This window comes from Anabaena catenula FACHB-362, from assembly GCF_014698735.1.
GTDB lineage: Bacteria > Cyanobacteriota > Cyanobacteriia > Cyanobacteriales > Nostocaceae > Anabaena > Anabaena variabilis_A.
Map to the genome: position 1 here is coordinate 76100 of NZ_JACJTQ010000003.1, position 23932 is coordinate 100031.

Consider the following 23932-nt stretch of genomic DNA (forward strand, 5'->3'; position numbering starts at 1 on the left):
CTAGAGCGACAGCGTAACCCACCACATCTAAAGTAAAATTTGATCGATAATTATGAATATTATCAACCCAAATCATTAAATAAAAATATGAATGAAAAACAACAATATATCAAAGAATTTGTAGACGATGCCCAAGAACACCTTGATATTATTGAACAAGGTATATTAAAGTTAACATCCCATCAACAACCAGAATTAGTATATGAAATTCTCCGTTCTATACATACCATTGAATTAAATTCGGAAATTTTAGGTACAAATATAATCACCACAACAGCTAAGGATTTAAAATACGAATTTGAAATCTTGCGAGATTATCCAATAAAATTTGACTTAAAACTTGAATCTTTATTTTTACAATGTTTTGATGTTTTATCAATTTGTGTCAACCAATTAATAGAACCATTTGGTATAGATCCAAAACATGAAGAGAAAATATTACCCCAAATCGAAGCTACTTTTAAATCTCTCAATTCTTACCTCAAAAATATTACTAATGAATGTGTAATATTTTCGGAAATAGAACAAATATTTCCCCTCGAAAATGCTGTTAAAATAGCTGCATCTGAATATAATAAACAGGTGGAAATAAATATTTCAGGTAGGGGAACTATTATATCTAAATTTATCCTCAAGAAACTACCGATTTTGTTAACACACTTAATTAATAATTCGATTACTCACGGTATTGAAACACCAGAAACACGTGTAAATCAAGGTAAATCTCCTGTGGGTAAAATTACCATTCGTGCTTGCCAACAAGCTAACCAAACTTTAGTTTCTTTTGCTGATGATGGTGCAGGAATTGATGTAGAAAGAGTTAAAAATAAAGCATTAGATAAAGGTTTAATTAACTATTCTCAATTACCTAATCTTTCAAAAAAAGATATCTATGAACTCATCTTTCATCCTGGTTTTAGTACCAAAGACACCAAAGATTTACGAGCAGGTTTAGGGTATGGAATGGATGTAATTCGTTCGGAAATAAATAAACTTGGTGGTAAAATAACTATAGATTCTATTCCTCAACAAGGAACAAATTTTACAATCTATTTTTATTAGTTTCGTAAAATAAACAACAACGCACCATTAATCAAGTTTAATGTGCGTTAGGCAAAGCCATAACGCACCCTACAAATACTTGGATTTTTTCAAAATTAAAATACTATATCTATATACGTAAATCGTGAGGTTATCCACTTCCTTAAATCAACCTTAACCCAAAAGCACCAGCGTATAACTTAAATCTTTGGTACACTAAACTTAGCATTTTTCATAATCATAGATTACAATCAATCATCATCTATGTTTTCAGTCAATACACCCCCTAAACCTAGACAAAATTCTGCATTTAAGCATCTAATGTCTATCCATTGGTGGATGTCAATTGGTTATTTAATAATATTTGTGACTGGAACATTTATGTCCAGATTACCAAGAGAGGTTTCGATTCGTCCCTCTCTTTATGATTTTCATAAATCAATGGCTATTTTATTGATGGCTGTACTCACTTGGCGAATTTTAGTATTGTTGCGTGTTTGGTGGCGCAAGTATACAAAAAAATTTCCTAAATTTACTACCGAATGGTTAAAAACTGTTGCCCTACATACCAGTTTGTATATCTTTATGTGGGCTGTTCCTATCGCTGGTTTCTTGCTTTCTAACTCGTATAAAAGTAATAATGTCAGTTTTTTTGGTATTCTTTTACCTGATATTTTCCCGCAAAATTCAGCAATGGTTGATATCGGTAGAAGTTTGCATTTTTGGTTAGCCTATACATTTTTGGCTTTTATTATTCTACACAGTATTCAACAAAGAAAAGTAGTGCGATCGCTATGGCGCAAATTTGCAAAATTTATCAATTTCCAAAACAGTTTATCACGTGATTAAAGGAGAAGAAAATCAACATTTATGAATGTAAGTATTAGGAATTCAGGATATCCTGACTCCTGAATTCTGACTCCTGACTCCTGACTCCTGACAATTTATTGTTGATGATTATTTGTGTTATTCTCGGTTTCCACTAACCGTGACATAAACACATCTGTTTTTCTACTCATAACAGATATAACTTTATCAATAGCAACTACTTCACTGATTTTGACAACCCTTTCCCACAAAGTATCTTCTTCTGTCTCTTTGTTGTGAGTTCTATGCTTAAACCACAACAATTCATCAGAAACCCCGATAATTGTCCCGAAATACCATTTATCTCTGATTAGTAACCATATTTCTTGCTCTACGTAGGTTTGTAGAATAGATTTCATAATAGGTTAGATAATGAAAAGTTATTGCGCTACATAGTATGCTGCTATTAAAGATTAATACAATTGTAAATATACTGAATATTAAAACTTGATCTTATGTTTTACATATTACTCAATACCAAAATAGCTGCTTGCATATAAACTTTAGCATTCCTAAACTAAGTACTAATTTTAGCCACTTGGGCAACAGCCGCTGCTAAAGCATCTGGTTCTACTGGTTTGGATATGTGCATTTGAAAACCTGCGGTCATTGCCTGTTGTTGGTCAAATTCTCCCGCAAATGCTGTGAGAGCGATTCCTGGAATTTGTCTACCTGTATCTGACGAACAAGCCCTAATTTTTCTTACCAATTCATAACCATCCATTTTCGGCATCCCAATATCACTAACTAAAACATCTGGTTGAGACTGTATAAAAACTTCTAGTGCTTCAAATCCTGATGCAACTGTGGTAACTTCAGCCCCATACAATTTCAACACAAAAGTAATAAAATCCCGTGAATCAGCATCATCATCCACAAATAAAATTTTAATGCCACTTAAATTACAAGATACATCTTGTGGCTTTTTTTCTGTTAGCATCTCTGGCCCAGAAGATATTAATGGAATTCTGACAATAAAGATTGCTCCCTGTCCTTCACCTGGACTATCAGCCTCAACAGTTCCACCGTGTAACTCTACTAACTGCCGGACAATTGCTAGTCCCAACCCCAGTCCGCCAAATTTTCTGGTGATTGAACTATCTTCTTGACGGAAATGCTCAAATATATGTGGTAAAAAATCTGAGTTAATACCTTTGCCCATATCACTGACTGTGATTTGAGCTATTGAACCAAATTGCTGTAGCCAGACTTCCACTCGCCCGCCCTGGGGTGTGAACTTAACAGCATTAGATAGGAGATTCCAGACAATTTGTTGCAAGCGTGCCGGATCACCTGCTACTTGCCCTATATTCGCTTCTAGGTGGGTTTGAATAGCAATTTCTTTAGCAGAAGCCGCTAAACTCACAGTATCTAATGCAGCGGAAATTACAGTTGCTAGATTAACTGTAGAAACATTGAGAGTGAGTTTACCTCGGAGAATGCGGGACACATCCAGTAAATCTTCAATCAGATCTACCTGCAATTTGGCATTACGCTCAATACTGTTCAAGGCTTCATCAGTGTTAGCTTTGTCAAGTTTGCCAGTTTTCAAAAGCCTAGCCCAACCCAAGATCGGATTGAGTGGGGTACGCAGTTCGTGGGAGAGGACTGCAAGAAATTCATCTTTAATCAGATTTGCTTTTTCTGCTGCTTCACAAACTGCTTGCTGTTGTTGTAGGGCATTCCGCATAGCTTCCCTAGCTTGGATATGGTCTGTAATGTCAGTATTAGTACCGTACCATTTAACAATTTGTCCCTGTTGATCTCGCAAAGGACGTGCCTGTCCCAAAATCCACCGATACTCCCCACTTCCAGAGAGCATCCGAGTCTCTACCTCATATTCGCTGCCATTTTGCACCGCTTTAGCCCACACTTCTTTTACTTTTGGTAAGTCTTCTGGGTGAATAATTTGCTCCCAACCCTGAGATTGAAGTTGTTCTTGCGTCTTGCCTGTGAAATCGCACCACCGCTGGTTAAAATAATCAACCTGACCATTAGGTAGTGCTGTCCACACTTGTTGCGGTATAGTTTCTGTCATCAACCGCAATTGATATTTACGTTTTTGCAATGCCTGTTGCGATCGCTCACGCTCAATTGCTACACCCGCTAAATGAGATGCTCTCTCAATCAGTTGCTGCTCTGATTCTTCAGGAGAGCGAACTGTGGGATAATACAGCGCAAAGGTTCCCAATACCTCACCGTGACTGTCCAAAATAGGCGTAGACCAACAAGCTTTCAGGTGGTTAGCCAGTGCCAAATCGCGGTATTCTACCCATTTTATATCGTTGGCGATGTCTGAGACAATTACTGTTTGTTTGGTATAAGCCGATGTGCCACAACTGCCTACTTCTGCACCCACGGGAACACCATCTCTTATTGCTTGAGTATAGTTTTCTGGTAGGCTAGAACTTACGGCAGGATATAACTTTGTTCCTGAATCATCTAATAGCATAATCGAACAAAAAACTTCAGCTAACTGCATCTCTATGGACTGAGTTAAGGTTGTTAACACTTCGGAAAGAGAAGTACCAGTAGCAATCAGTTCCAAAATATGGTTTTGCATCGACAAGAAGGCTTTGCTGCGATTGTCAGATATAGTTTCTGCAACTCGCTGCTCTAGCCTTTGCTTATCAATTGGATTTTGGTTAGGGGTTGTTAATAGTTTTTTATTGCTTTTAATATCAACATCACTATTAGATTGCCAGAGTTTAATTTTTGTAATATCGGTAAATGTAGTAACAACTGCGTAGGGAGTAGTTTTGTTAGCTTGAAATAAAGGTTGGCAGTTGAGCAATAACCAAACTAGCTCACCAGTTGGCTGATAAAGTCCCATGACAATATTTTTGCATGGTTTACCTGTTTGTAAACTAACTTGAGATGGATAAGTTTCCGCTGTAAAAATTGACCCGTCTTCATGAACAGTTTGCCAAGGAGGTTTAAAGGGAGTTGTTCCCAGTATCTGCTCATTTGTGTATCCAAGTATTCTCTCGGCAGCAGCATTACACGCCTGTATAGTGGTATCAGCAAGCTGGAAAAGCATACCCTCTTCAGTAGAATTAATTTCCTGTTCCTGTTGGGGTAATACTGACAATTTGACCTCAATTTGCTCTGGGTAATTATATTTTTTTTGCATTGTGTAATTTTCCAGGTTTTAAATGTGCATTTTCGCAAAATAATGATTTTTTATATACAGCAACGCACAGGGCGGTTAGGACACCAACTGATTATAAAACCTAGACACCAAAAGACTCTTCAGACTGTCAAGAGTCACCTGTCCCCTGTCACCTGCTATAAATTACCCACGCTCAATCCTATTTAATCCAATTTGCTATAGAAATCATAAATAATATCTGATAGCTTGCGTGGCGTAGCCATAAAATTTTCAGTCTTGTACGGTAGGCAATGCCTACTCTACGTATATTTCAAAAATCAAATATTATTCCTATAGTTATCAAAGTAAGTGAGTTCACCATTTTTTTATCCAGGCAATAGACTTTTAACTCCCTGTTATATCACTATCATAGTTAATAGAAATTTCTTTTTTCTTTTGATTTGAAAATCTTCATTACGGGAAGGCAATTAAGCATACACAAATTAACCCTCAACAAACTGCTTTGCCAACTCTATTGCTGCTTCTGGCGTTGAAACTTTCCCCTCCGCTTGGGCTACAGCAATTTCACTCAATATTTTTCCCACAAGTGGTGAAGCTGGAACATTTAGTGCTATAATCACCTCTTTACCACTCACTAACGGTGAGGGGTGAGCTACCAAATCATCAGGGTTCAGGTAACGGTTGATTAAGGGTGCATAGACCCATAGCGGATTATCGCCAGACATCGCCTCTACTCGCATATCATCTGCTAAGGCTAAGGTAGTTGTAGCAATAAATACAACTCCCACGTCCTGAAATAAAAAATACTGTTCTCGTAGGGACAGATTAACTACTTTGAACTGTGGGAACAGTCTCAGGGCGATAATTACAGCCCGTATTTCTGCACGGCTATAGGTTAGTTTCTGTAGTTCTATTTCTGCAACTTCTGGATTTTTGTGAACTAGACAAGCTAGTTTGGCAATACCTAACCAAGTAGTTTTGACGGTATCACGGACATATTGTTGCAATTCGTCCCCTAATTGTGGCCAGGTTTGAGAAATTAAAGTTGCAGCTTTGTCAACTGCGGCTAATTTAATTAAGCTTTCACGGGTAGTGTTGGTAAAGAAAGTAGCTAATAAACCATCTTCCCACGCAGCGGTTAGCCAAGGTGTACCCTGAGAACTGCCTAAAAGATAACCAATTTCCACTCTAATTCGTTCGGCTGCAACTTTACTAATATCTGCTGCTAAGGTACGAATAGTTGCTTGGGTAGCTGGTTCAATTGTAAAACCTAGTTGGGCGGCTTGACGATAAGCCCGCATTAACCGCAAAGGATCATCTTGCAAATTAGCCGGTGATATCATCCGTAAGATACCAGATTCTATGTCTGCACAGCCTTGGAGGGGGTCAATAATTTCTTGAGTATGGGGATTATAAGCGATCGCATTAATTGTAAAATCCCTTCTATGCAAATCCGTGATTAAACTATCTCCTTCCTGTTGGGCAAAATCTGCCGTAGCATGGGGAAACACCACACGGGCAATTTTCCTTTCTGCGTCTAGTAACACAAAACCAGCTTGGTAATGATGAGCGATCGCACTCGCTACTTTTACAGCATTATCTGGGATAATAAAATCTAAATCTAAATATTCCCGACTTCTACCCAAAATCGCATCTCGTACCGCCCCACCAACCATGTAAGCTGGTTTTGGCAACCATTCCAGGCTAAAAGGCCAATTTTCAGCAGCTAGACGAGAAATAACTGAGTTACTCATTGTAATAAAAATCAACCTACTAACTCATGCTTAATAGTTTGGCTTAAGCTACATTAACTATAAAGGTTTCTGGAGTTGGTTCTATTATGTGTATTTGCGTAAATTGCCACTATGTAGACCGTTGTGTAACCTACAACGCAGTAGAAGCACAGCACCAACAGCCTCACTTGACTGAAACCCCCGATTTTGACCCCAATGAACCTTCTATCAATGTCAATATTCGCACAAAAGACGAAATAATTGAAATGGAATGGGATGTGGTCGGTTGTCTCAGCTTTAAGAAAGAAATGGGTAAATGGGCTAAATTACGTCCCGGTGAATTAGTCCCGACTTGAATTGTAGATTTTGGATTTTGAATTTTGGATTTGAGATTTTTGGTTTGGGCAGCTGGCAACTTTGTAGAGATATTTTATAAAAATGTCTCTACAATATATAGGGTTACTATTTGATTTTTGAACATATACGTAGGGTGGGCATTGCCCACAATATGCGGGTTTTGGTGGGCATTGCCCACCCTACAATACTCGGATATTTTATGGCTACGCCACGCAAGCTATCAGACATCATTTAGGATTCCTATATTTAAAATTATATTTAAAATTATATTTAAAAAATTCTGTATTTTATCTATCTCATCCTGCTACAATTATAAATTGTTAATTTCGCCAAAGTTAACTTTTTCATATTCTCAAAATCTATATTTACTTTGACAACTCAACTAGAACATCTCCCAACCACAAAATACGCTTTAGGAATGCATACAACTACACCAGAATTGGGTCTGGTAATTAGTAATTGTGCAGAAGATACCCGCGCCCATGTTTGGAATTTAGGGCGTGATTTATCCAGTCTCATCCATCAATATATAATTGATTTAATTGCACCCCAAAATTGGACAGACTTGGCTTTTCTGGCTGTTGCTAAAGGTCCCGGTGGGTTTACAGGCAGTCGGATTGGTGTAGTCACAGCCCGGACTTTAGGACAACAATTAGAAATTCCAGTATTTGCGATTTCCACTTTAGCCGCTGTCGCTTGGCATGAAAACAGCAAAAACCCAAAACCACAAGCAATTATTGCCGTAGAAATGCCAGCACAAAGAGGGCAAGTTTTTGGTGCTATTTATCAAATAGCCGCTGATAATTCTGGCATCATCGCATTATTACCAGATACAGTCTTTACACCAGAAACATGGCAGGAAACTTTAGCTAATTGGCATACAGAATATCAACTAATTAAAGCCACATCTGGATTAGCTGCAACTGTGACGAGTATTTTAGAATTAGCTTATTTAGATTGGCAACAAGGTAAACGTCCTGATTGGTCAGATGCTTTACCATATTATGGGCAGCATCCTGTGGATATGTGATCAACAAGGGTAGGCTAAATTCATCAAAAGTAATTTTTATCAAGTAAGCTACAATGAACAATAAGAGCCATGACTTTTTAAAGAAATCGGGAATCTGAAAATTTTTTACAAAAAACTATGACACTGGAAGAAATTGCAGCTACATTGATAGAGTTATTTGGTGCGGAAGTCGTGCAAACCCTAGCACCTGGTTCTTGGCAAATTGAAACTTCCGCTTTTCGTTTATTAGTGCTACTTTCAGAAGATAATAGTTGGCTACGGGTGTTGTTGCCAATTATGCCTCTACAAGAAGCCGAACCATTTTTAACACAGTTCCTCGAAGCCAACTTTGATGATACTCAAGAAACACGCTACGCTGTGTATGATGGGGTAGTGTGGGGAGTATTTCAGCACAATAGCGGGACTTTAACTAGTGCAGACTTTGCTAGTGCGATCGCTCGACTTAAATCTTTATATCAAGCAGGTGTCAATGATGTCTTCAATCAACTGATAGAAACTCGTATCCGGCAAATTGTTCAAGCAGCAAAACAACAAGGACAATCTCTGCAAGCAACAATGCAAAATTTAGACCGTTTTTATGCAGAAGGATTATTAGGAGAAATAGACCAAAATGCAGCAGCGAGAGAACAAGTTTTAACCGCTTGGAGAAGTCAGTTAGAAAAGCTTTGGGATGAGCAATATTAGTTGGAGATATGTAAGAATTCAGGAGTCAGGAGTCAGGAGTCAGAATGCTTATGAAATGAAGAATACAGAGAAGTAAGATTTTATCAAAATCATCAAAATTGACTAAAAAAGCCTTTATTCTCCTGAACCGCAGGTCTGCGTAGCGTCTTCTGTATTCTCTATCCTGAATACTTACGGAGATAATTAATATTTTATTCCCAAATTACCAACTACCAATTATCATTTTAGCTGATAACGCTTGTGATTTCTGGTTTCACTTCTGTTGGTTTGACACTGACAGGAAAATGTATAATATGCACTGAACAAGGAGCATGGTGTAAAACGTAGTTACTCACGCTACCGAGTACTAGTTCAGTTAGTCCAGAACGACCCCTTCGTCCCATCATAATCAGGTCAGCATTCCACGATGTAGCTAATTGACAAATCATGCGACCAGGATTGCCAGTATTTTGAGTAAATTCCGCATTTATCCCAGCTGTGTTTGCTTGGGCGCATAAAGACTGTAACATCTGCAAACTTTCGTTTTTAAAGGTTTCCCATTGTTGTTGATATAATTTAAAACTTTGCTCATTCCAACCCGGATAATAGTCGATGTTGGGAGCAATCATCAAATCAGGACTGCCCTCTTCTTCTGGAGATAGGACGTGCAGTAGCATTAAGTTAGCCGATGTTAGCTTTGCTAATGCCAAGGATTGCTCAAAAACAGACTGTCCAATTTCTGAGCGATCTAATGCAGCTATAATCTTGTTGAACATAGATGCCTCCATTCCTGCTTACTGATTTGTTTATAAATCAAAAATTTGAGGAACTTGTGAGGATGGATTTTTCTCCTCATTAGAAAGGCACAAATTAAAGATCACCATCTCATACCATTTCATTTTAGGGAACACCAAAAAATAAATTACCCAAAACAAAAACATAAATTGTAGGGTGGGTTACGCTGCGCTAACCCACCCTACAAATAAATTAGAGAATTCTTTATTTGGAAGTCCCTTAAGCTGGATATAAAGCAACCGCCAAGGTAGTTAGGACATGAACTAATGATAAAACCTAGACACAAACAGACTTTCAACTCTGTCACCTGTCACCTGTCACCTGTCACCTGCTATAAATGGACTATCGACATAATTTCTATTATTTCTCAAAATTATCGGGATTAATCTATATCTTAAGCTTGATATTTTTTTAGAAAAATTAACTTAAATTAATACTTAGGGCTTGCTGAATAAATGTAAAACCTAGATAAATCAAGGGATTCAGGGGTAAAAAAGGTTAAGTTGGTGCAAGGAATAGACATTTTACCCATCAAAAACTTATCACTTTTCCGCCAAAGCAACTATTCAAAAGCTGCTTCTAATTCTTCCTCCTGACTCCTGACTCCTGACTCCTGACTCCTGACTCCTAACCCCTAACGGAAAGACTTTTATGCCTACGGCACGCTACGCGAACAGCAAACCCTACTTAAGATATACTCTTAAAATTATTTGAGTTCTGACCAAGTTAATCATAAGATATTCTCATATAAAACTGTTGCCTTATATCCAACTTTTAAAACCATTACATCAGATCAGGAAAGCATTTAAGATGAAGATTTTAATTGTGGAAGATGATGAGTTAAATGCCTATGCACTCACAGCCGTTCTCACTGACCAAAATTATGCAGTTGAAGTAGCGACAGATGGTGATGCGGCTTGGGATTTAATCACAACTTACGATTATGATTTAATTCTTTTAGATGTAATGCTGCCCAAGCTAGATGGTATTAGTCTGTGTCGGAAAATTAGGTCTAGTGGTCGGACAGTACCAATTTTATTATTAACCGGATGCGATCGCTCTCACGAAAAAGCCATCGGTTTAGATGCAGGTGCAGATGACTATGTCGTGAAACCATTTGACCAAGAAGAATTAGTAGCCCGTGTACGGGCATTATTGCGCCGAGGTAGTATAACCTCACAGCCCGTACTAGAATGGGGCAATTTAAAACTAGATCCTAGTAGCTGTGAAGTCACGTATGGCCAAAATTTACTCGCACTCACTCCTAAAGAATATGCCCTATTAGAATTATTTTTGCGAAATCATCGCCGGGTGTTTAGCTGTGGCATGATTTTGGAGCATCTTTGGTCCTATGAAGACACACCAGGAGAAGAAGCCGTTCGTACCCATATCAAAGGACTGCGAATGAAACTAAGAAGTGTAGGCGCTAACAGTGATTTAATAGAAACAGTATATGGAATTGGCTATCGCCTGAAAGCACCTGAAGAAGAAGGGGTGCAAGAAGCAGGAGAGGAAGATGCTAATTTCAAATCCCAGCGAACTTTTAGAGCCATTGCAGATATTTGGCAGCGTTTTCGGGGGCGGGTTGATGAACAGGTGAGCATCATAGAACAAGCAGCACAGCCCGGTTTAAAGCCAGAATTACGTTCACAAGCTGCCCAAGAAGCACACACCTTAGCAGGTTCTTTAGGAACTTTTGGTCTACCCTTTGGTTCAGAGTTAGCCAGAAAAATTGAGAAGTTACTGAAATCTGGTAAAAGCTTAAATGCAACTGATACGACCAACCTACAAAATTTAGTCAAGCTACTGCGTCAAGAAATCCAAAGTAAAGATCAGCAAAACCTATCACCAGCAGCAGCGAAGAGTAATAAAAAGTCCGTAGTTGTGGAGGAAGAATTAGCCCCAGAAGCAGCTAAAGCCAATATCTTGGTTGTAGACGACGACCCGCAAATTCTAGCATTATTACAAACCTTACTCACTCCCTGGGGTCTTAGAGTTATTCCTCTGAGTGACCCCCGTCAGTGCTCGGAAACTCTAGAAACTGAAAAGCCAGATATGCTGATTCTAGATGTGGAAATGCCCTATAAAAACGGGATTGAACTTTGCCAAATAATACGCAGTCATCCCCAATGGAGTGAGTTACCCATCCTCTTTCTCACCGTTCATAACGACGCAGAAATGGTGAATCAGGTGTTTAGCGCGGGTGCTGATGACTTTGTCAGCAAACCTATCATTGGACCAGAACTGGTAACGAGAATTCTCAACCGCTTAGAACGGGTAAAACTGCTGCGGCGCATGGCGCAAACCCACCACACTGCATTACAGCAGAGTCAGGAAAACTACGAACAGTTAGTAGAACTCTGTCCAGAAGCAATTTTTATTGAAAGTGAAGATAATTTAGTCTTTTTCAACAGTGCCGCCCTGAAGCTATTTGGTGCAACAAAATCGACAGAATTATTAGGCAAATCATTACTTGACTTTGTACATCCAAATTCCCAAGTTGAGATTGGTGAACACATCAAACATCTGAGAACAATTAAAAAATCAATTCCCTTACAGGAAAAACAGTTTTTACGGTTTGATGGCAAAGTGATTGATTTGGAAATTGTTGCAGCTACTGTTAGTTATCAGGGCAAACCAGCATTACAATTTTTAGCTCGTGACATTACTCAACGCAAGCAGGCAGAGTTAGCTCTGCACAAAGCTAATAACGAACTGGAATTAAGAGTAGCAGAGCGCACAGCGGAGTTAATGGCTGTCAATCACTATTTACGGACAGAACTAGATGAGCGACTACGCACACAGGAAGCTCTGCGGATTTCCCAAACTCGCTTTGAAGGAATTTTAGGTATTGCTGATGATGCGATTATTTCTATTGATGGCAATCAGGAAATTACTTTATTTAACCAAGGTGCAGAAAAGATTTTTGGTTATTTGTCTCCAGAAGTTTTAGGCAAAAAGCTGGATTTACTATTACCAATGCGCTTTGCTGAAAAACATCGTCATCATGTGGTGGACTTTGGTAAATCTCCCAATCCTGCCCGCAGAATGGGCGAAAGGCGCGAACTATTTGGTCGCCGCAAAGATGGGACTGAGTTTCCGGCCGAGGCTTCTATATCTAAATTAGATGTCGATGAAAAATGTGTGTATACAGTAATTTTGCGCGATATAACTGAGCGCAAGCAAGTGGAACGAATGAAAGATGAGTTTGTGTCTGTGGTGAGTCATGAACTTCGTACTCCTCTGACTTCGATTCACGGTTCTTTAGGAATGTTAACCAGTGGTTTGCTACCAACAGACTCAGAGCAGGGTAAACGCTTGCTACAAATTGCTACTGATAGTACTGAGCGCTTGGTGAGGCTAATTAACGATATCCTCGACATTGAGCGAATTGAGTCGGGTAAAGTGAAGATGGAGCAAGAAACCTGCAATCTGGAGGAGTTAATTGCTTCAGCGGTGAATGTTATGCAGCCTCTAGCGGCTAAAGCTGAGGTGAGTTTGTCCATTTCCAGCTTATCTGTTCAAGTCTGGGCTGATCCAGATCGCATTGTCCAAACTTTGACGAATTTGTTGAGTAATGCGATTAAATTTTCTCCTGCTGGTGGTACGGTTTGGTTAATAGCGCAACAACAGGAAGATCAAGTGCTGTTGACAATTAAGGATCAGGGAAGGGGAATACCCAGCGACAAACTCCACAGTATTTTTGAGCGCTTTCAACAGGTTGATTCTTCGGATTCACGCAACCATGAGGGGACTGGTTTAGGTTTGGCAATTTGCAAAAGTATTGTGCAGCAACATGGTGGCAGTATCTGGGTGGAAAGTGTCTTAAATGAAGGTAGTAGTTTTTACGTGACCCTGCCGATTTTAGTCACTCCCTACAGTGCAGAATCGGAACAGTCTGCTACCTCAGAAGCAATTATTATCAATAAACACTATCCTCTCGTCTTGGTTTGTGATGACGATGCTGTGATTCGGGCAGAGTTACAAACCTTGTTGGTACAAGGAGGATATCGGGTGATTACAGCTGCTACGGGTGAGGATGCGATCGCTCTGGCAGTTGTCGAACACCCTGATGTGATTTTACTAGATTTGCTCATGCCAGGGATGAATGGTTGGGAAACAATGGCAGTATTGAAAGAACGCTCAGATACTCACGATATACCTATTGTGATTTGTAGTGTCTACAAACCTAATAAAAGTAATCCCAGCACTGATTTTGTGGATTGGTTAAGTAAGCCAGTAGAAGAAATATCTCTGTTACATTCCTTGAGACAAGTAGTCGCTGAATCTTCCCGAAAAGTCAGAATTTTAATTGTTGAGGACGATAATGATCTGGCCGATTTGTTAGCAACTTTATTTGAGAGACATGATATTGAAACTTTCCTCGCTAAAACTGGTAGAGAAGCTATTCATCTCAGCCAAGAAGTTAATCCTGATTTACTAATTCTGGATTTAATTTTGCCGGAAATAGATGGATTTACAGTAGTAGATTGGCTCAAGCAGCACAATCAACTTTGTCAGATCCCAGTCGTTGTTTATTCAGCTAAGGATTTGGATGAGTCTGAACGTCATCGACTCAAATTAGGACATACAGAATTTTTGACTAAAGGACGAGTTACAACTCATGAATTTGAACAACGGGTGATGTATTTGTTGCAAAGAATGACAGAATAATTCGTAATAATGCCTACGGCAGGCTACCGCCAACGTAATTCGTAATTAATAAAATGACAACAAAGAGAATTCTAGTAGTTGATAATGAGCTATACATTCAAGAAGTAGCGAAGATTTGTTTGGAAACAGTCGCAGCTTGGGAAGTGGTAACTGCAAGTTCTGGGAAAGAGGGAATAATACAAGCTGAGGTTTACCAACCAGATGCAATTTTACTAGATGTGATGATGCCAGATATGGATGGACTGGCTGCTTTTGAAAATTTACAAGCAAATCCAGCAACAAAGCAGATTCCAGTAATTTTGTTAACTGCGAAAATCCAAGCTACTGATCGTCGTCGCTATGCTCAATTGGGAATCAAGAGTGCGATCGCTAAACCGTTTAATCCGCTAGAATTAGCAGGGCAAGTAGCAGCGGCTTTGGGCTGGAGTTTGGAGAAGTAGATGAAACGAGAGCCTTTAAGCAATGCTTCAGTGAATATTTTACTACCTCTGGCATTGATTTTCGGTCTGGTTCTGTTGTTAAGCCTCAATGTTGAACCAAGTCACACAGAAGCAATATCGAGGAGTCCGTTGGAGTCATGGCTGAAGCTGATTGTCGGCTATTTAGCAGCAGGGACAGAAATAGCCGCCGCAGTAGTGATTGGTAGTGCGGTGATTCAGAGTATTTTTGCTTATGTCCGCCAGTTATTTTCCCGTTCTCGACAGAGTTTTGATGCCACTGAATCAATTCGCCTCAAATTGGGACGGGTATTAGTTTTAGGATTAGAATTTACTGTTGCTAGTGACATACTCAGAACAGCAGTTGCGCCTACTCGTCAGGATATTTTAAACTTGGGAGCGATCGTGCTTTTAAGAACTCTACTCAATTATTTTTTAGAAGCTGAAATTAAACAAGCAGAGCAAAGTCGTTTACAACAGAGAGAATGTGATGATAAATGACTCTAAAAACTTTTGATTTGTTCACGGAGTTTCTCCTAGAGAAGAGGCTGACTGCTTTGCTAATAGTTCGCGTACTTCATCATCAGTGGTTTGGGAAAAATCTTCATACCAAATACCAATTGCAGACAAGTCCGCTGGAATTTGTAAACAAACTATTTCGTCTACTTCCAAGCGTAAATCTTCATAAGTGCTTGGCGGTGCAACTGGCACTGCAACAACAATTTTTGCAGGCTGCTGTTGTTTAATAATAGCAATGGCAGCACGTATGCTAGAGCCAGTAGCAATACCGTCATCTATCAAAATTACTGTTTTATTTTTGACATTCATAGGTGGAGCATTGCCCCGATAAGTGCGATCGCGCCGCTGTAATTCTTGCAATTCTTCAGCAGCAACTGACCTAATTCTTTCCCAGTCGATTCCCAAACTACTAATAACATCGTAATTCAGTACTTTAATTCCCCCAGAGGCTAAAGCACCCATCGCCAATTCTTCATGTCCGGGTACACCGAGTTTTCTGACTATACACACATCTAAAGGCGCATTCAAGGCTTTGGCTACTTCAAACGCCACCGGCACACCCCCACGAGCTAAACCTAAAACCAACAAGTCTTTGCTGTTAGCATATGTTCTTAGATGTGATGCTAACATCTGTCCTGCTTCAGTGCGGTTACGGAATCTTTTGATCATTGCTCTCATCTCCTGTGTTCCATTCCTGAAAATGAACAATGCTTGCAGGTTTTTGGGTGATGATTCGCACAAAATATCTAGGGGATAGATGCGTAAATATTCAGAATACAGTGTTCAGAAATCAGAAATCAGAGTGAAGAAGGCTATTAGAGTCAGTGTGAACTTTGAATTTTTCAGATTTTCCCAAACACCCGACTCTACTTATATGATAGCTCTCACACAATATCTATGTAGCTGTGAAACTGAGGCAAGATTTGACTAAAATGGCAAATATAGGTCAAGCTTTGCTATTTACAAATCAGTACAAGTATAAATTAAGGACTATTAAATTATGTTTCACAAAATTTTAGTTGCCTTAGACAAATCAGAAACTAGCGAGTACATCTTTGAGCAAGCCTTATTTATGGCCAAAGCCAGTGATGCAGCAATGATGTTGCTTCATGTTCTCTCACCTTTAGAAGATCCTTACCTCAATCCTATATTTTTGCAACCAGAGACTATCTATCCCTCTTTGCAAACCGAAGCTATCAAGAGATATATGCAAGCCTGGGATGAATTGAAGAATGAGAGACTGACTTGGATGCAATCTCTCACTCAAACAGCAATTAATGCTGGAGTCAAAACTGAGTTTACACAAAGTGTAGGTAGTGCAGGTCGTCTCATTTGTGAATTAGCCAGCAGTTGGCAAGCTGATTTAATTATTGTCGGCCGTCGGGGGCATAGTGGTATGACTGAGCTTTTCTTAGGAAGTGTCAGCAATTATGTGCTGCATCATGCGCCTTGCTCTGTTATGACCATGCAAGGCTTAATTCCCAGCATTTCCACAAATACAGCCACAACAAAACCAGCTTCCACTTAAAATTGTGACAATTTTTTCACTGCGCTAAGTTTATTTGCAACTAGTGTCTGAAGACAATTTCTTGCTACGTTTACTACTACTGTGATTAAGTTATTAAGTTAGCACAGACTATACTAGTATTAGCAATTTATCAAATATCATCCTCAATTTAACATCTAGAGGTATCAATGAGTTTTACTAATCTTAGCAAAAAAACAAACGAATATAAAGAACTTAAGGAAAAACCTCATTGGCAAGGGCCACCACCGCTGAAACCTGGTGTCAAAGGTCGAGAAATCAAAGCACAAGAAACTGTTATTGACATCACTGACAGTGATGACCTCAATCGTGGTCGAGTGGCGATTTTTATTGATGGCTTAAACCTATTCCATGCCGCTTTGCAACTGGGCATTGAAATTGACTATGTTAAATTGCTTTGTCGTTTAACTAAAAGTTCTCGGTTGCTGCGTGCTTTCTTTTATACAGGAATCGATAGTAGCAAAGAAAAGCAACAGGGCTTTCTGTTGTGGATGCGCCGTAATGGTTATCGTGTAGTCACTAAAGACATAGTTGCAGTAGCAGAGAATTGCAAAAAACCCAATTTGAATGTAGAAATTGCTGTCGATATGATTACTTTAGCCCCGTACTATGATACTGCTGTCTTAGTCAGTGGGGATGGAGATTTAGCCTATGCTGTCAGTACTGTTAGCAGCTTGGGATCTAGGGTAGAAGTCATCGGTCTGCAAACAATGACTAGCGATAGCCTGATTGATGTAGCTGATTGCTTCACTGATTTTGACAGTATTAAACAACACATTCAAAAGGATTCTCATATCGGCTATAGTTACCGATCTTCGTCCAATGCTCACCTGTAAATTACCATCTCAAATCAATCTCAGCAGATACTGAATCACAGATCAACAAATTAAACCGGGCATTCCTCCCAACACCAAATCAAAAATTATGGTGTGGGACTCCTGCCTGGTCTAGTTAAAAAAAGTAATTTCCCCTGGATTTGGTCTTTTAAAACTACTAAGTGATACTAAATCGATTTACTAGGTAGCAAATATTTCATTTTATTTGCAACTTTTTTTAGATGTGTGCTATACCGGGGTGAGAAAAGCTAATTTACATTGATATGTATAATTGCTATCTTATTCATCTGAGTTGTAAATTCAGTGGGAGTACTGATTAAGGAGTTTTTAGTATTCGATTAACATTCATTTTATGGGGAAATGTATAGTTAGCATCAAAGTTATTAAATGTGAAAGCATCTTTGCCAACAGATACATTTCGTTTACACCAAATATACTAATACCTTTAATACAGACAATGTTGCTAGATTTCACCTAATTGAAGGAGTGCCAGAAGTGAATCAGATCCAATTGACTCTATTAATTAGTTACGTACTAATGACTTGCTATTTTTTTACCAATTGGTTAAAGTTTTCCTTGCGTCAACCTGCATCTTCTCCAGAAGATAAATTTTTATCTTTTGTCATGTTTCTGATAACTACTATTTTCTGGCCTCTAATTATTCCTATTTCTTGCTCAAAAATACTTAAAAATGGCAAATTGGAATTTAGCAATGTAATTCCAGTTCTTTTAACAATGTTTGCTTTTAGTATTTCCTATTATCTCAGTTCTGTTCATGGGCATTGGTTTTGCCATTATAATTTATTATGCCCTTATTCTTCATAATTAGGTATTAGGTTAATTTAAACTATCATAATCTAGTAATTTAGACTAGGTAGCTTTGGCAACTTTACCAAAAAACCAAAAATATTTGCATAACTTTAAGGAGATTAAATCTGGGGATCGTTTGAATTTGATAATTGCTCCTTAAGTGCAATTTAAAAAAGGGATAGGTAATTGCAAACAGATTTGTGGAATAACCTCTTAGTGAGGAGGTTGAATTCCAAATCTAAAATCCAAAATTGGTATAACTTACCTACCCCACAAAATTACTGAACTGGGGTGGGGAATGTGCCTGGTTTGACAGCTATGTTCAGACTCTGGCCATTGCGACGCAACTCTAGCTGCAAATTTCCGCCAACTTGGCTATTATCTACTGCCTTTTGTACACCAGATGCATCTGTTACTAATTGACCATTGAGTTTTTGGATAACATCACCAGCACGTATTCCGGCTTGAGCAGCGGGTGAATTAACCATCACTTTTACGACTAACACGCCTTTATCTTCATTCACACTTAACCCACTGTTGGGGTCTGAGTTGATGCTTTGCTTTACTTCAGGTGTTAAACCTACCATCTGAATTCCCAGATAAGGATGTTGTGCTTTACCTGTAGCTATGAGTTGATTAGAAATACGTTGTGCTGTTTTGATGGGAATGGAAAATCCTAATCCCTGCGCTCCCTGAATGATAGCTGTATTCATGCCAATTACTTCGCCACGAGCATTAAGCAAGGGGCCACCAGAGTTACCGGGGTTAATTGCGGCATCGGTTTGAATAAATTCAACTCGCTTATCGGGAACGCCAACTTGATTACTAGAGCGTCCGGTGGCGCTAACAATGCCTGTAGTGACGCTATTATCTAAACCAAGGGGATTGCCAATTGCGATCGCCCATTGTCCCGGTTGCAGTTGGTCAGAATTACCTATGGTGACTGTTGGCAAATTATCTGCTTGAATCTTCACAACTGCAACATCTGTTAATTCATCTTTCCCCACTACTTTACCTTTAAAGTTGCGCCCATCTTTAAGGGTGACAGTCACTGTATCAGCACCATCAACTACATGAGCATTGGTGAGAATGCGACCATCCGCACTGAGGATAAAACCTGAACCGGTACCCCTTTCTACACGCCTGCCTCCCTGTGTTGGCAGCTGTGAGCCAAAGAAGCGACGGAACAATGGATCATTAAATTCATCAGGTAGCCGGCTTTGAACAGTACGGGAAGAGTTAATTCGCACTACCGCAGGCCCTACTTTCTGCACAACTTGAGTAATAAAATTAGGATCTGTAGTTCCTGATATTGGAGGTGCAGCATTAACTGGACTTACGGCTAGGTTAGATGCTGTTTTAGTTACATCCTGCTGGTGACCAGCTAGATAGCCACCGCCTAGGGTCATACCCGATCCCAGCAGCACCAAAGATAGAGAAGCCGCTGCTTTTTTCCAGGGTGCATCATGATGGCTTGTGGTGTTAGCAGTGTTTGAGGAAACGCTGTTAGATAGGTTATCTCTGTCTTGTGGCTGGTTTTGCATTTGCTGTCTGGAAGGATATTGAGGGTTATTACTAATGTAGATATTTTTTTTGAAGATTATGTTGCAGACTTCTAGGGGAGTTGTGACAATAGAGACATAGCCTCTTTGCACATCAGTATTAACAATTATAAGTTATCAATCTCATGACTCTCATGACTGAGTTTAGGCGTTTAAGTTCCTCACAAAGAATCTCTGTCCGGTTAAAGACTTATCATTAGGGAACCGCGCGAAGACGAACAGACGCGAACAATTGCTTATTCTACCATATTAAGCGAATATGATATCACTTGTGACAGGTGATTATTCTGGACTTGATATGATAACTAATCAGCCAGCATTATCTATTGACAAACTTGTAAATAATGTTTAAGTTAATAAATAACGAGCGTTTGATATAGATAAACCGAGTTATGCCGAAAATTGTTGATCATGAACAATACCGCAAAGAATTACTCGGTGAGTGTTTCGATTTATTTGCCGAAAAAGGTTATGGTTCCATCACCATGCGGCAAATTGCTCAGAGGTTAAAGGTTTCTACAGGTACGCTGTATCATTACTTCCCCAACAAACAAGCTTTGTTTGAGCAATTGGTGGAAGAAATTACTCAGCAAGATATAATTACAGCTTTAACAGAATTTAGAGGAAAGAATAACATATCTGAGTTGATGGAAGCCTTGGGTCAATACCTCGTTAAAAATGAGGAATACTTAATTAAGTGGACTTATGTCTGGATTGATTTTTGTCAACATCAAGACTCAAAAACAATGCTGACTAATAGTACTGTTTTTAAACACGCTACTCAACGATGTCAGCAAGTAGCCTGTGATGTATTAGGTATTCAAGATGTGGTGTTAGCATCCTTTGTTTTGAGCTTTGTGAACGGTGTAATTTTAGAAAAATTATGGGGTAATGAAAATATTGATTTTCCAGAACAATGTGAGATTTTAGGCATAATGTTGACGGCATATTTACAGCAAAAACCCAAACTTGAAATAATTAACTGCCGCTAACAACAGATAAAGTTCTTATTTTATTTGGGAGACTTAGATGACTCAAAAGCTATTATTTAAAGCGAGAAATCCAGGTGTAATTTCTTTAGTAATAGGTGCTACTGCTATTACAGCCGGGATTGCTATCTATGGGATTTCTAATTTTGGACAAGTTGGGAAACAGCCTACACCAGAATTAGGAGAAACTGCTTCTATTTCGCAAAAAGTGACGGCTTTGGGAAGACTAGAACCGGAAACGGAGGTAATTAGCTTATCTGCACCTTTAGATTTGGATGGCGATCGCGTGGCGCAAGTGTTAGTTAAAGAAGGGGATAGTGTAAAAGCGGGACAAGTCGTTGCAGTTTTAGATTCACGTGATAAATTACAAAATGCTGTTCTCCAAGCTGAGAAACAAGTTAGAGTTTCCCAAGCCAAACTTGAGCAAATCAAAGCTGGAGCAAAATCAGGAGATATTCAAGCACAGTTTGCGAGTGTTGAACGGATAAAAGCCCAATCTCAAGGAGATAAAAAACAACAACAAGAAAATATTGCTCGTATAGAAGCACAATGGCAAGGTGATAGAATAGCTCAAGAAGCAACTATTAATAAATTAGCCGCAGAACTTAACAACGCCGAAGTAGAATCTCAACGTTATCAAAAGTTATATTCTGAAGGGGCTATTTCTAATTCTGTGATTGATAGCAAACGCCTAAATTTTGAAACTGCTAAACAGCAATTAGGTGAAGCTAAAGCAGTTCTGAACCGAATTAACGCTACTGCTAAAAAGCAACTATCAGAAGCTAGAGTTGCACTAAACAGAATTAATACCACTGGAAATAAACAAGTTACCGAAGCTAAAGCCACACTTAACAGTATTGCCGAAGTTCGTCCTGTAGATGTGAAATTAGCACAAACAGAAGTCGAAAGTGCGATCGCTATCCTCAAACGCGCCCAAATTGACCTAGAAGCGACTTATATTCGCGCCCCGATGACAGGTCAAATTCTGAAAATTCATACCCGTGCAGGCGAAAAAATTGATAACTCTGGTATTGCAGACTTCGCCCAAACAGACCAAATGTTGGCAATTGCAGAAGTTTATCAAACTGATATTAACAAAATCAAACTCGGACAAAAAGCCGTAGTTACCAGTCAAGCATTTACAGGTGAATTGCAGGGAACAGTTGCACAAATTGGCTTACAAGTCAGCCGCCAAAACGTTTTTAGCAATCAGCCAGGGGAAAATTTAGATAGCCGGGTGGTGGAAGTTAAAATTCGCCTCAACCCAGAAGATAGTAAGCGAGTTGGAGGTTTAACTAACTTGCAAGTACAAACAGCAATTGAATTGTAAAGTTTGTTTGCTGTTAAAAATAACGAATGTTCGTTATTAATTAGCTGAAATTGCAACCTAATAACTACTTTGTGGTGAATTAAATCATGCTGACATCTATATACATATCGCTTGCTATTCTCGGCTTAATTCTTCCATATTCTCAGTTTATTCCCTTTATATTAGAGCATGGATTTGATATAAAACTGTTTTTTGAACAACTTTTTGCTAATAAAATATCTGGTTTTTTTGGAATGGATGTAATTGTTTCTTCTCTCGTATTTTGGGTATTTGTATTTGGAGAAGGAACAAGGCTAAAAATGCAAAATCTGTGGATTTACATTGCTTGTAATCTTACGGTTGGCGTTTCCTTTGGTCTGCCCTTATTTTTGTTGATGCGACAACGGCAGATAGAACAACAGAGTGAGCAACTTAGTTATTAAAAGGCGCTTACAAAATGTTATTTCAACTATTTCGCAAAACGCCTCTAGCTTGGCGACAGTTAATGAAAGAAAAAACGCGGCTGGCTATCGCAGTCGCTGGGATTACTTTTGCAGATATGCTGATGTTTATTCAGATGGGTTTTGAAAGTGCGTTATTTGATGCAGCTATTCAACCACATCGAAATTTACAAGCAGATTTAGTTTTAATTAACCCCCAATTTGAAACTCTGTTTTCAGTTAAAAGCTTTTCTAGAGAAAGACTATATCAAGCATTGAGTTATGATGGTGTTAAGTCTGTAAGTTCGATTTATATTAGTACCGGACAATGGCGAAATCCACAAACACGAATTGATCGAGCTATCTTAATTTGGGGTGTAGATCCAGATCAACCTGGATTGAGATTTCCTGAAGTCCAAAAAAATAAAGATTATCTCAAGCCACTAAATCAAGTTATGTTTGATCAAGCCAGTCGTCCTGAATATGGTGCTGTGGGTGATATCTTTAAAAACACGGGTAATTTTCAAACAGAACTAAATAGTAAATTTGTTAGTGTCAAAGGTTTATTTAGTAATGGTGCTTCCTTTGCGGCTGATGGTAATGTTATCACTAGTGATTCGACGTTTTTACAATTATTTCCTACCCGCAAAGCTGATCAAATTGAAGTTGGGTTAATTACTCTCCAACCAGGTGCTGATATTGAAAAAGTCAAAGCACAACTGAGAACAGGATTAAACCCAGATCAAAAAAATCCCTTTGTTCAAGTTGATACTCCTGAAGGATTTGCTCAAAAAGAAAAAAATTACTGGGCTAATGGGACTGGAATTGGTTTTATTTTCGGTTTGGGTGTAGGAGTTGGGTTTATTGTCGGTATCGTGATTGTTTATCAAATTCTTTATTCTGATGTTGCCGATCATTTACCAGAATACGCCACTCTCAAAGCAATGGGTTACAGCGATAGTTATTTTTTGGTAGTTTTGCTGCAAGAGGCATTGTTTTTAGCTGTCTTGGGTTATTTACCTGCATTTTTTCTATCTTTTGGGCTGTATCAACTCACTTATTCTGCTACATTGCTGCCCATTTTTATGAAAACAGATCGAGCAATTAATGTTTTTATTTTAACGGTGATTATGTGTAGTGTTTCTGGGGCAATTGCTATTAGAAAATTACGTTCTGCTGATCCGGCTGATGTTTTTTAAGCTTTAGAACCCT

The 23932-nt window shown here is 38.8% G+C and carries 20 protein-coding genes; 14 read left to right on the top strand and 6 right to left on the bottom strand.

Features of this window, described 5'->3' with window-relative positions:
• The first annotated feature begins 87 nt into the window (after positions 1-87).
• Both H6G68_RS03635 and H6G68_RS03640 read left to right on the top strand, forming a co-directional pair.
• Positions 88-1062 carry an ATP-binding protein gene (locus tag H6G68_RS03635; protein ID WP_190905397.1) on the top strand — a complete coding sequence of 325 codons (975 nt, stop codon included), beginning with the start codon at positions 88-90 and terminating at the stop codon, positions 1060-1062.
• A gap of 243 nt (positions 1063-1305) precedes the next feature.
• Positions 1306-1890, top strand: coding sequence for a cytochrome b (locus H6G68_RS03640; RefSeq protein WP_190905398.1), 585 nt, complete (start codon positions 1306-1308; stop codon positions 1888-1890).
• 95 nt (positions 1891-1985) lie between these two features.
• On the opposite strand, the gene H6G68_RS03645 is transcribed toward H6G68_RS03640, so the two are convergent.
• The 3 genes from H6G68_RS03645 to H6G68_RS03655 form a co-directional block, all read right to left on the bottom strand.
• Entirely contained in the window at positions 1986-2267 is a 282-nt protein-coding gene (locus H6G68_RS03645; RefSeq protein WP_127055335.1) for a hypothetical protein, read from the bottom strand.
• Positions 2268-2425: 158 nt separating this feature from the next.
• On the bottom strand, positions 2426-5041 hold the full coding sequence (locus H6G68_RS03650; RefSeq protein ID WP_190905399.1) for an ATP-binding protein: 2616 nt from the start codon (positions 5039-5041) through the stop codon (positions 2426-2428).
• 461 nt (positions 5042-5502) lie between these two features.
• Positions 5503-6774: a tRNA nucleotidyltransferase/poly(A) polymerase-related protein gene (locus H6G68_RS03655; protein WP_190905400.1), complete on the bottom strand. Its 1272-nt coding sequence runs from the start codon at positions 6772-6774 to the stop codon at positions 5503-5505.
• Positions 6775-6860: 86 nt separating this feature from the next.
• On the opposite strand from H6G68_RS03655, the gene H6G68_RS03660 reads away from it, so the two are divergent.
• The 3 genes from H6G68_RS03660 to H6G68_RS03670 all read left to right on the top strand — a co-directional run bounded on the left by H6G68_RS03660 (position 6861) and on the right by H6G68_RS03670 (position 8824).
• Complete coding sequence (locus H6G68_RS03660) at positions 6861-7109, top strand: Ycf34 family protein (protein WP_016952413.1); 249 nt, start codon at positions 6861-6863, stop codon at positions 7107-7109.
• Positions 7110-7480: 371 nt separating this feature from the next.
• Positions 7481-8140, top strand: coding sequence for a tRNA (adenosine(37)-N6)-threonylcarbamoyltransferase complex dimerization subunit type 1 TsaB (gene tsaB, locus H6G68_RS03665; RefSeq protein WP_190905401.1), 660 nt, complete (start codon positions 7481-7483; stop codon positions 8138-8140).
• Positions 8141-8257: 117 nt separating this feature from the next.
• Positions 8258-8824 (top strand): hypothetical protein, encoded by a 567-nt coding sequence (locus H6G68_RS03670; protein WP_190905402.1) that lies wholly within the window; start codon positions 8258-8260, stop codon positions 8822-8824.
• A gap of 224 nt (positions 8825-9048) precedes the next feature.
• Here H6G68_RS03670 and H6G68_RS03675 read toward each other — a convergent pair whose 3' ends face one another.
• The gene (locus H6G68_RS03675) at positions 9049-9579 is read right to left on the bottom strand and encodes a universal stress protein (RefSeq protein WP_190905403.1); all 531 of its coding nucleotides are present in this window, start codon (positions 9577-9579) and stop codon (positions 9049-9051) included.
• A gap of 829 nt (positions 9580-10408) precedes the next feature.
• Here H6G68_RS03675 and H6G68_RS03680 point away from each other — a divergent pair.
• The 3 genes from H6G68_RS03680 to H6G68_RS03690 are packed head-to-tail and all read left to right on the top strand — an operon-like array spanning position 10409 to position 15210.
• Complete coding sequence (locus H6G68_RS03680; protein WP_190905404.1) at positions 10409-14272, top strand: response regulator; 3864 nt, start codon at positions 10409-10411, stop codon at positions 14270-14272.
• A 53-nt stretch (positions 14273-14325) separates the two neighbouring features.
• Positions 14326-14712, top strand: coding sequence for a response regulator (locus H6G68_RS03685; protein ID WP_127055328.1), 387 nt, complete (start codon positions 14326-14328; stop codon positions 14710-14712).
• Entirely contained in the window at positions 14713-15210 is a 498-nt protein-coding gene (locus H6G68_RS03690) for a DUF1622 domain-containing protein (protein ID WP_190905405.1), read from the top strand.
• 21 nt (positions 15211-15231) lie between these two features.
• Here the strand turns inward: H6G68_RS03690 and H6G68_RS03695 are convergent, their stop codons facing one another.
• Entirely contained in the window at positions 15232-15897 is a 666-nt protein-coding gene (locus H6G68_RS03695) for a phosphoribosyltransferase (RefSeq protein WP_190905406.1), read from the bottom strand.
• A gap of 331 nt (positions 15898-16228) precedes the next feature.
• On the opposite strand from H6G68_RS03695, the gene H6G68_RS03700 reads away from it, so the two are divergent.
• Together H6G68_RS03700 and H6G68_RS03705 are read left to right on the top strand one after the other, a co-directional pair.
• Positions 16229-16756 (top strand): universal stress protein, encoded by a 528-nt coding sequence (locus tag H6G68_RS03700; protein WP_190905407.1) that lies wholly within the window; start codon positions 16229-16231, stop codon positions 16754-16756.
• Positions 16757-16923: 167 nt separating this feature from the next.
• On the top strand, positions 16924-17610 hold the full coding sequence (locus H6G68_RS03705; RefSeq protein ID WP_190905408.1) for a LabA-like NYN domain-containing protein: 687 nt from the start codon (positions 16924-16926) through the stop codon (positions 17608-17610).
• A gap of 1088 nt (positions 17611-18698) precedes the next feature.
• Here the strand turns inward: H6G68_RS03705 and H6G68_RS03710 are convergent.
• Positions 18699-19964: an HhoA/HhoB/HtrA family serine endopeptidase gene (locus H6G68_RS03710; RefSeq protein WP_190905409.1), complete on the bottom strand. Its 1266-nt coding sequence runs from the start codon at positions 19962-19964 to the stop codon at positions 18699-18701.
• Positions 19965-20374: 410 nt separating this feature from the next.
• Between H6G68_RS03710 and H6G68_RS03715 the strand changes: the two genes are divergently transcribed.
• The 4 genes from H6G68_RS03715 to devC all read left to right on the top strand — a co-directional run bounded on the left by H6G68_RS03715 (position 20375) and on the right by devC (position 23919).
• Entirely contained in the window at positions 20375-20974 is a 600-nt protein-coding gene (locus H6G68_RS03715) for a TetR/AcrR family transcriptional regulator (RefSeq protein ID WP_190905410.1), read from the top strand.
• 37 nt (positions 20975-21011) lie between these two features.
• A complete protein-coding gene (locus H6G68_RS03720; protein WP_190905411.1) occupies positions 21012-22301 on the top strand; it encodes an ABC exporter membrane fusion protein in 1290 nt (429 codons plus the stop codon).
• An 86-nt stretch (positions 22302-22387) separates the two neighbouring features.
• Positions 22388-22723, top strand: coding sequence for a DUF2834 domain-containing protein (locus H6G68_RS03725; RefSeq protein WP_190905412.1), 336 nt, complete (start codon positions 22388-22390; stop codon positions 22721-22723).
• Between the two features lie 14 nt (positions 22724-22737).
• The gene (devC, locus tag H6G68_RS03730; protein WP_190905413.1) at positions 22738-23919 is read left to right on the top strand and encodes an ABC transporter permease DevC; all 1182 of its coding nucleotides are present in this window, start codon (positions 22738-22740) and stop codon (positions 23917-23919) included.
• The last annotated feature ends 13 nt before the right edge of the window (positions 23920-23932 follow it).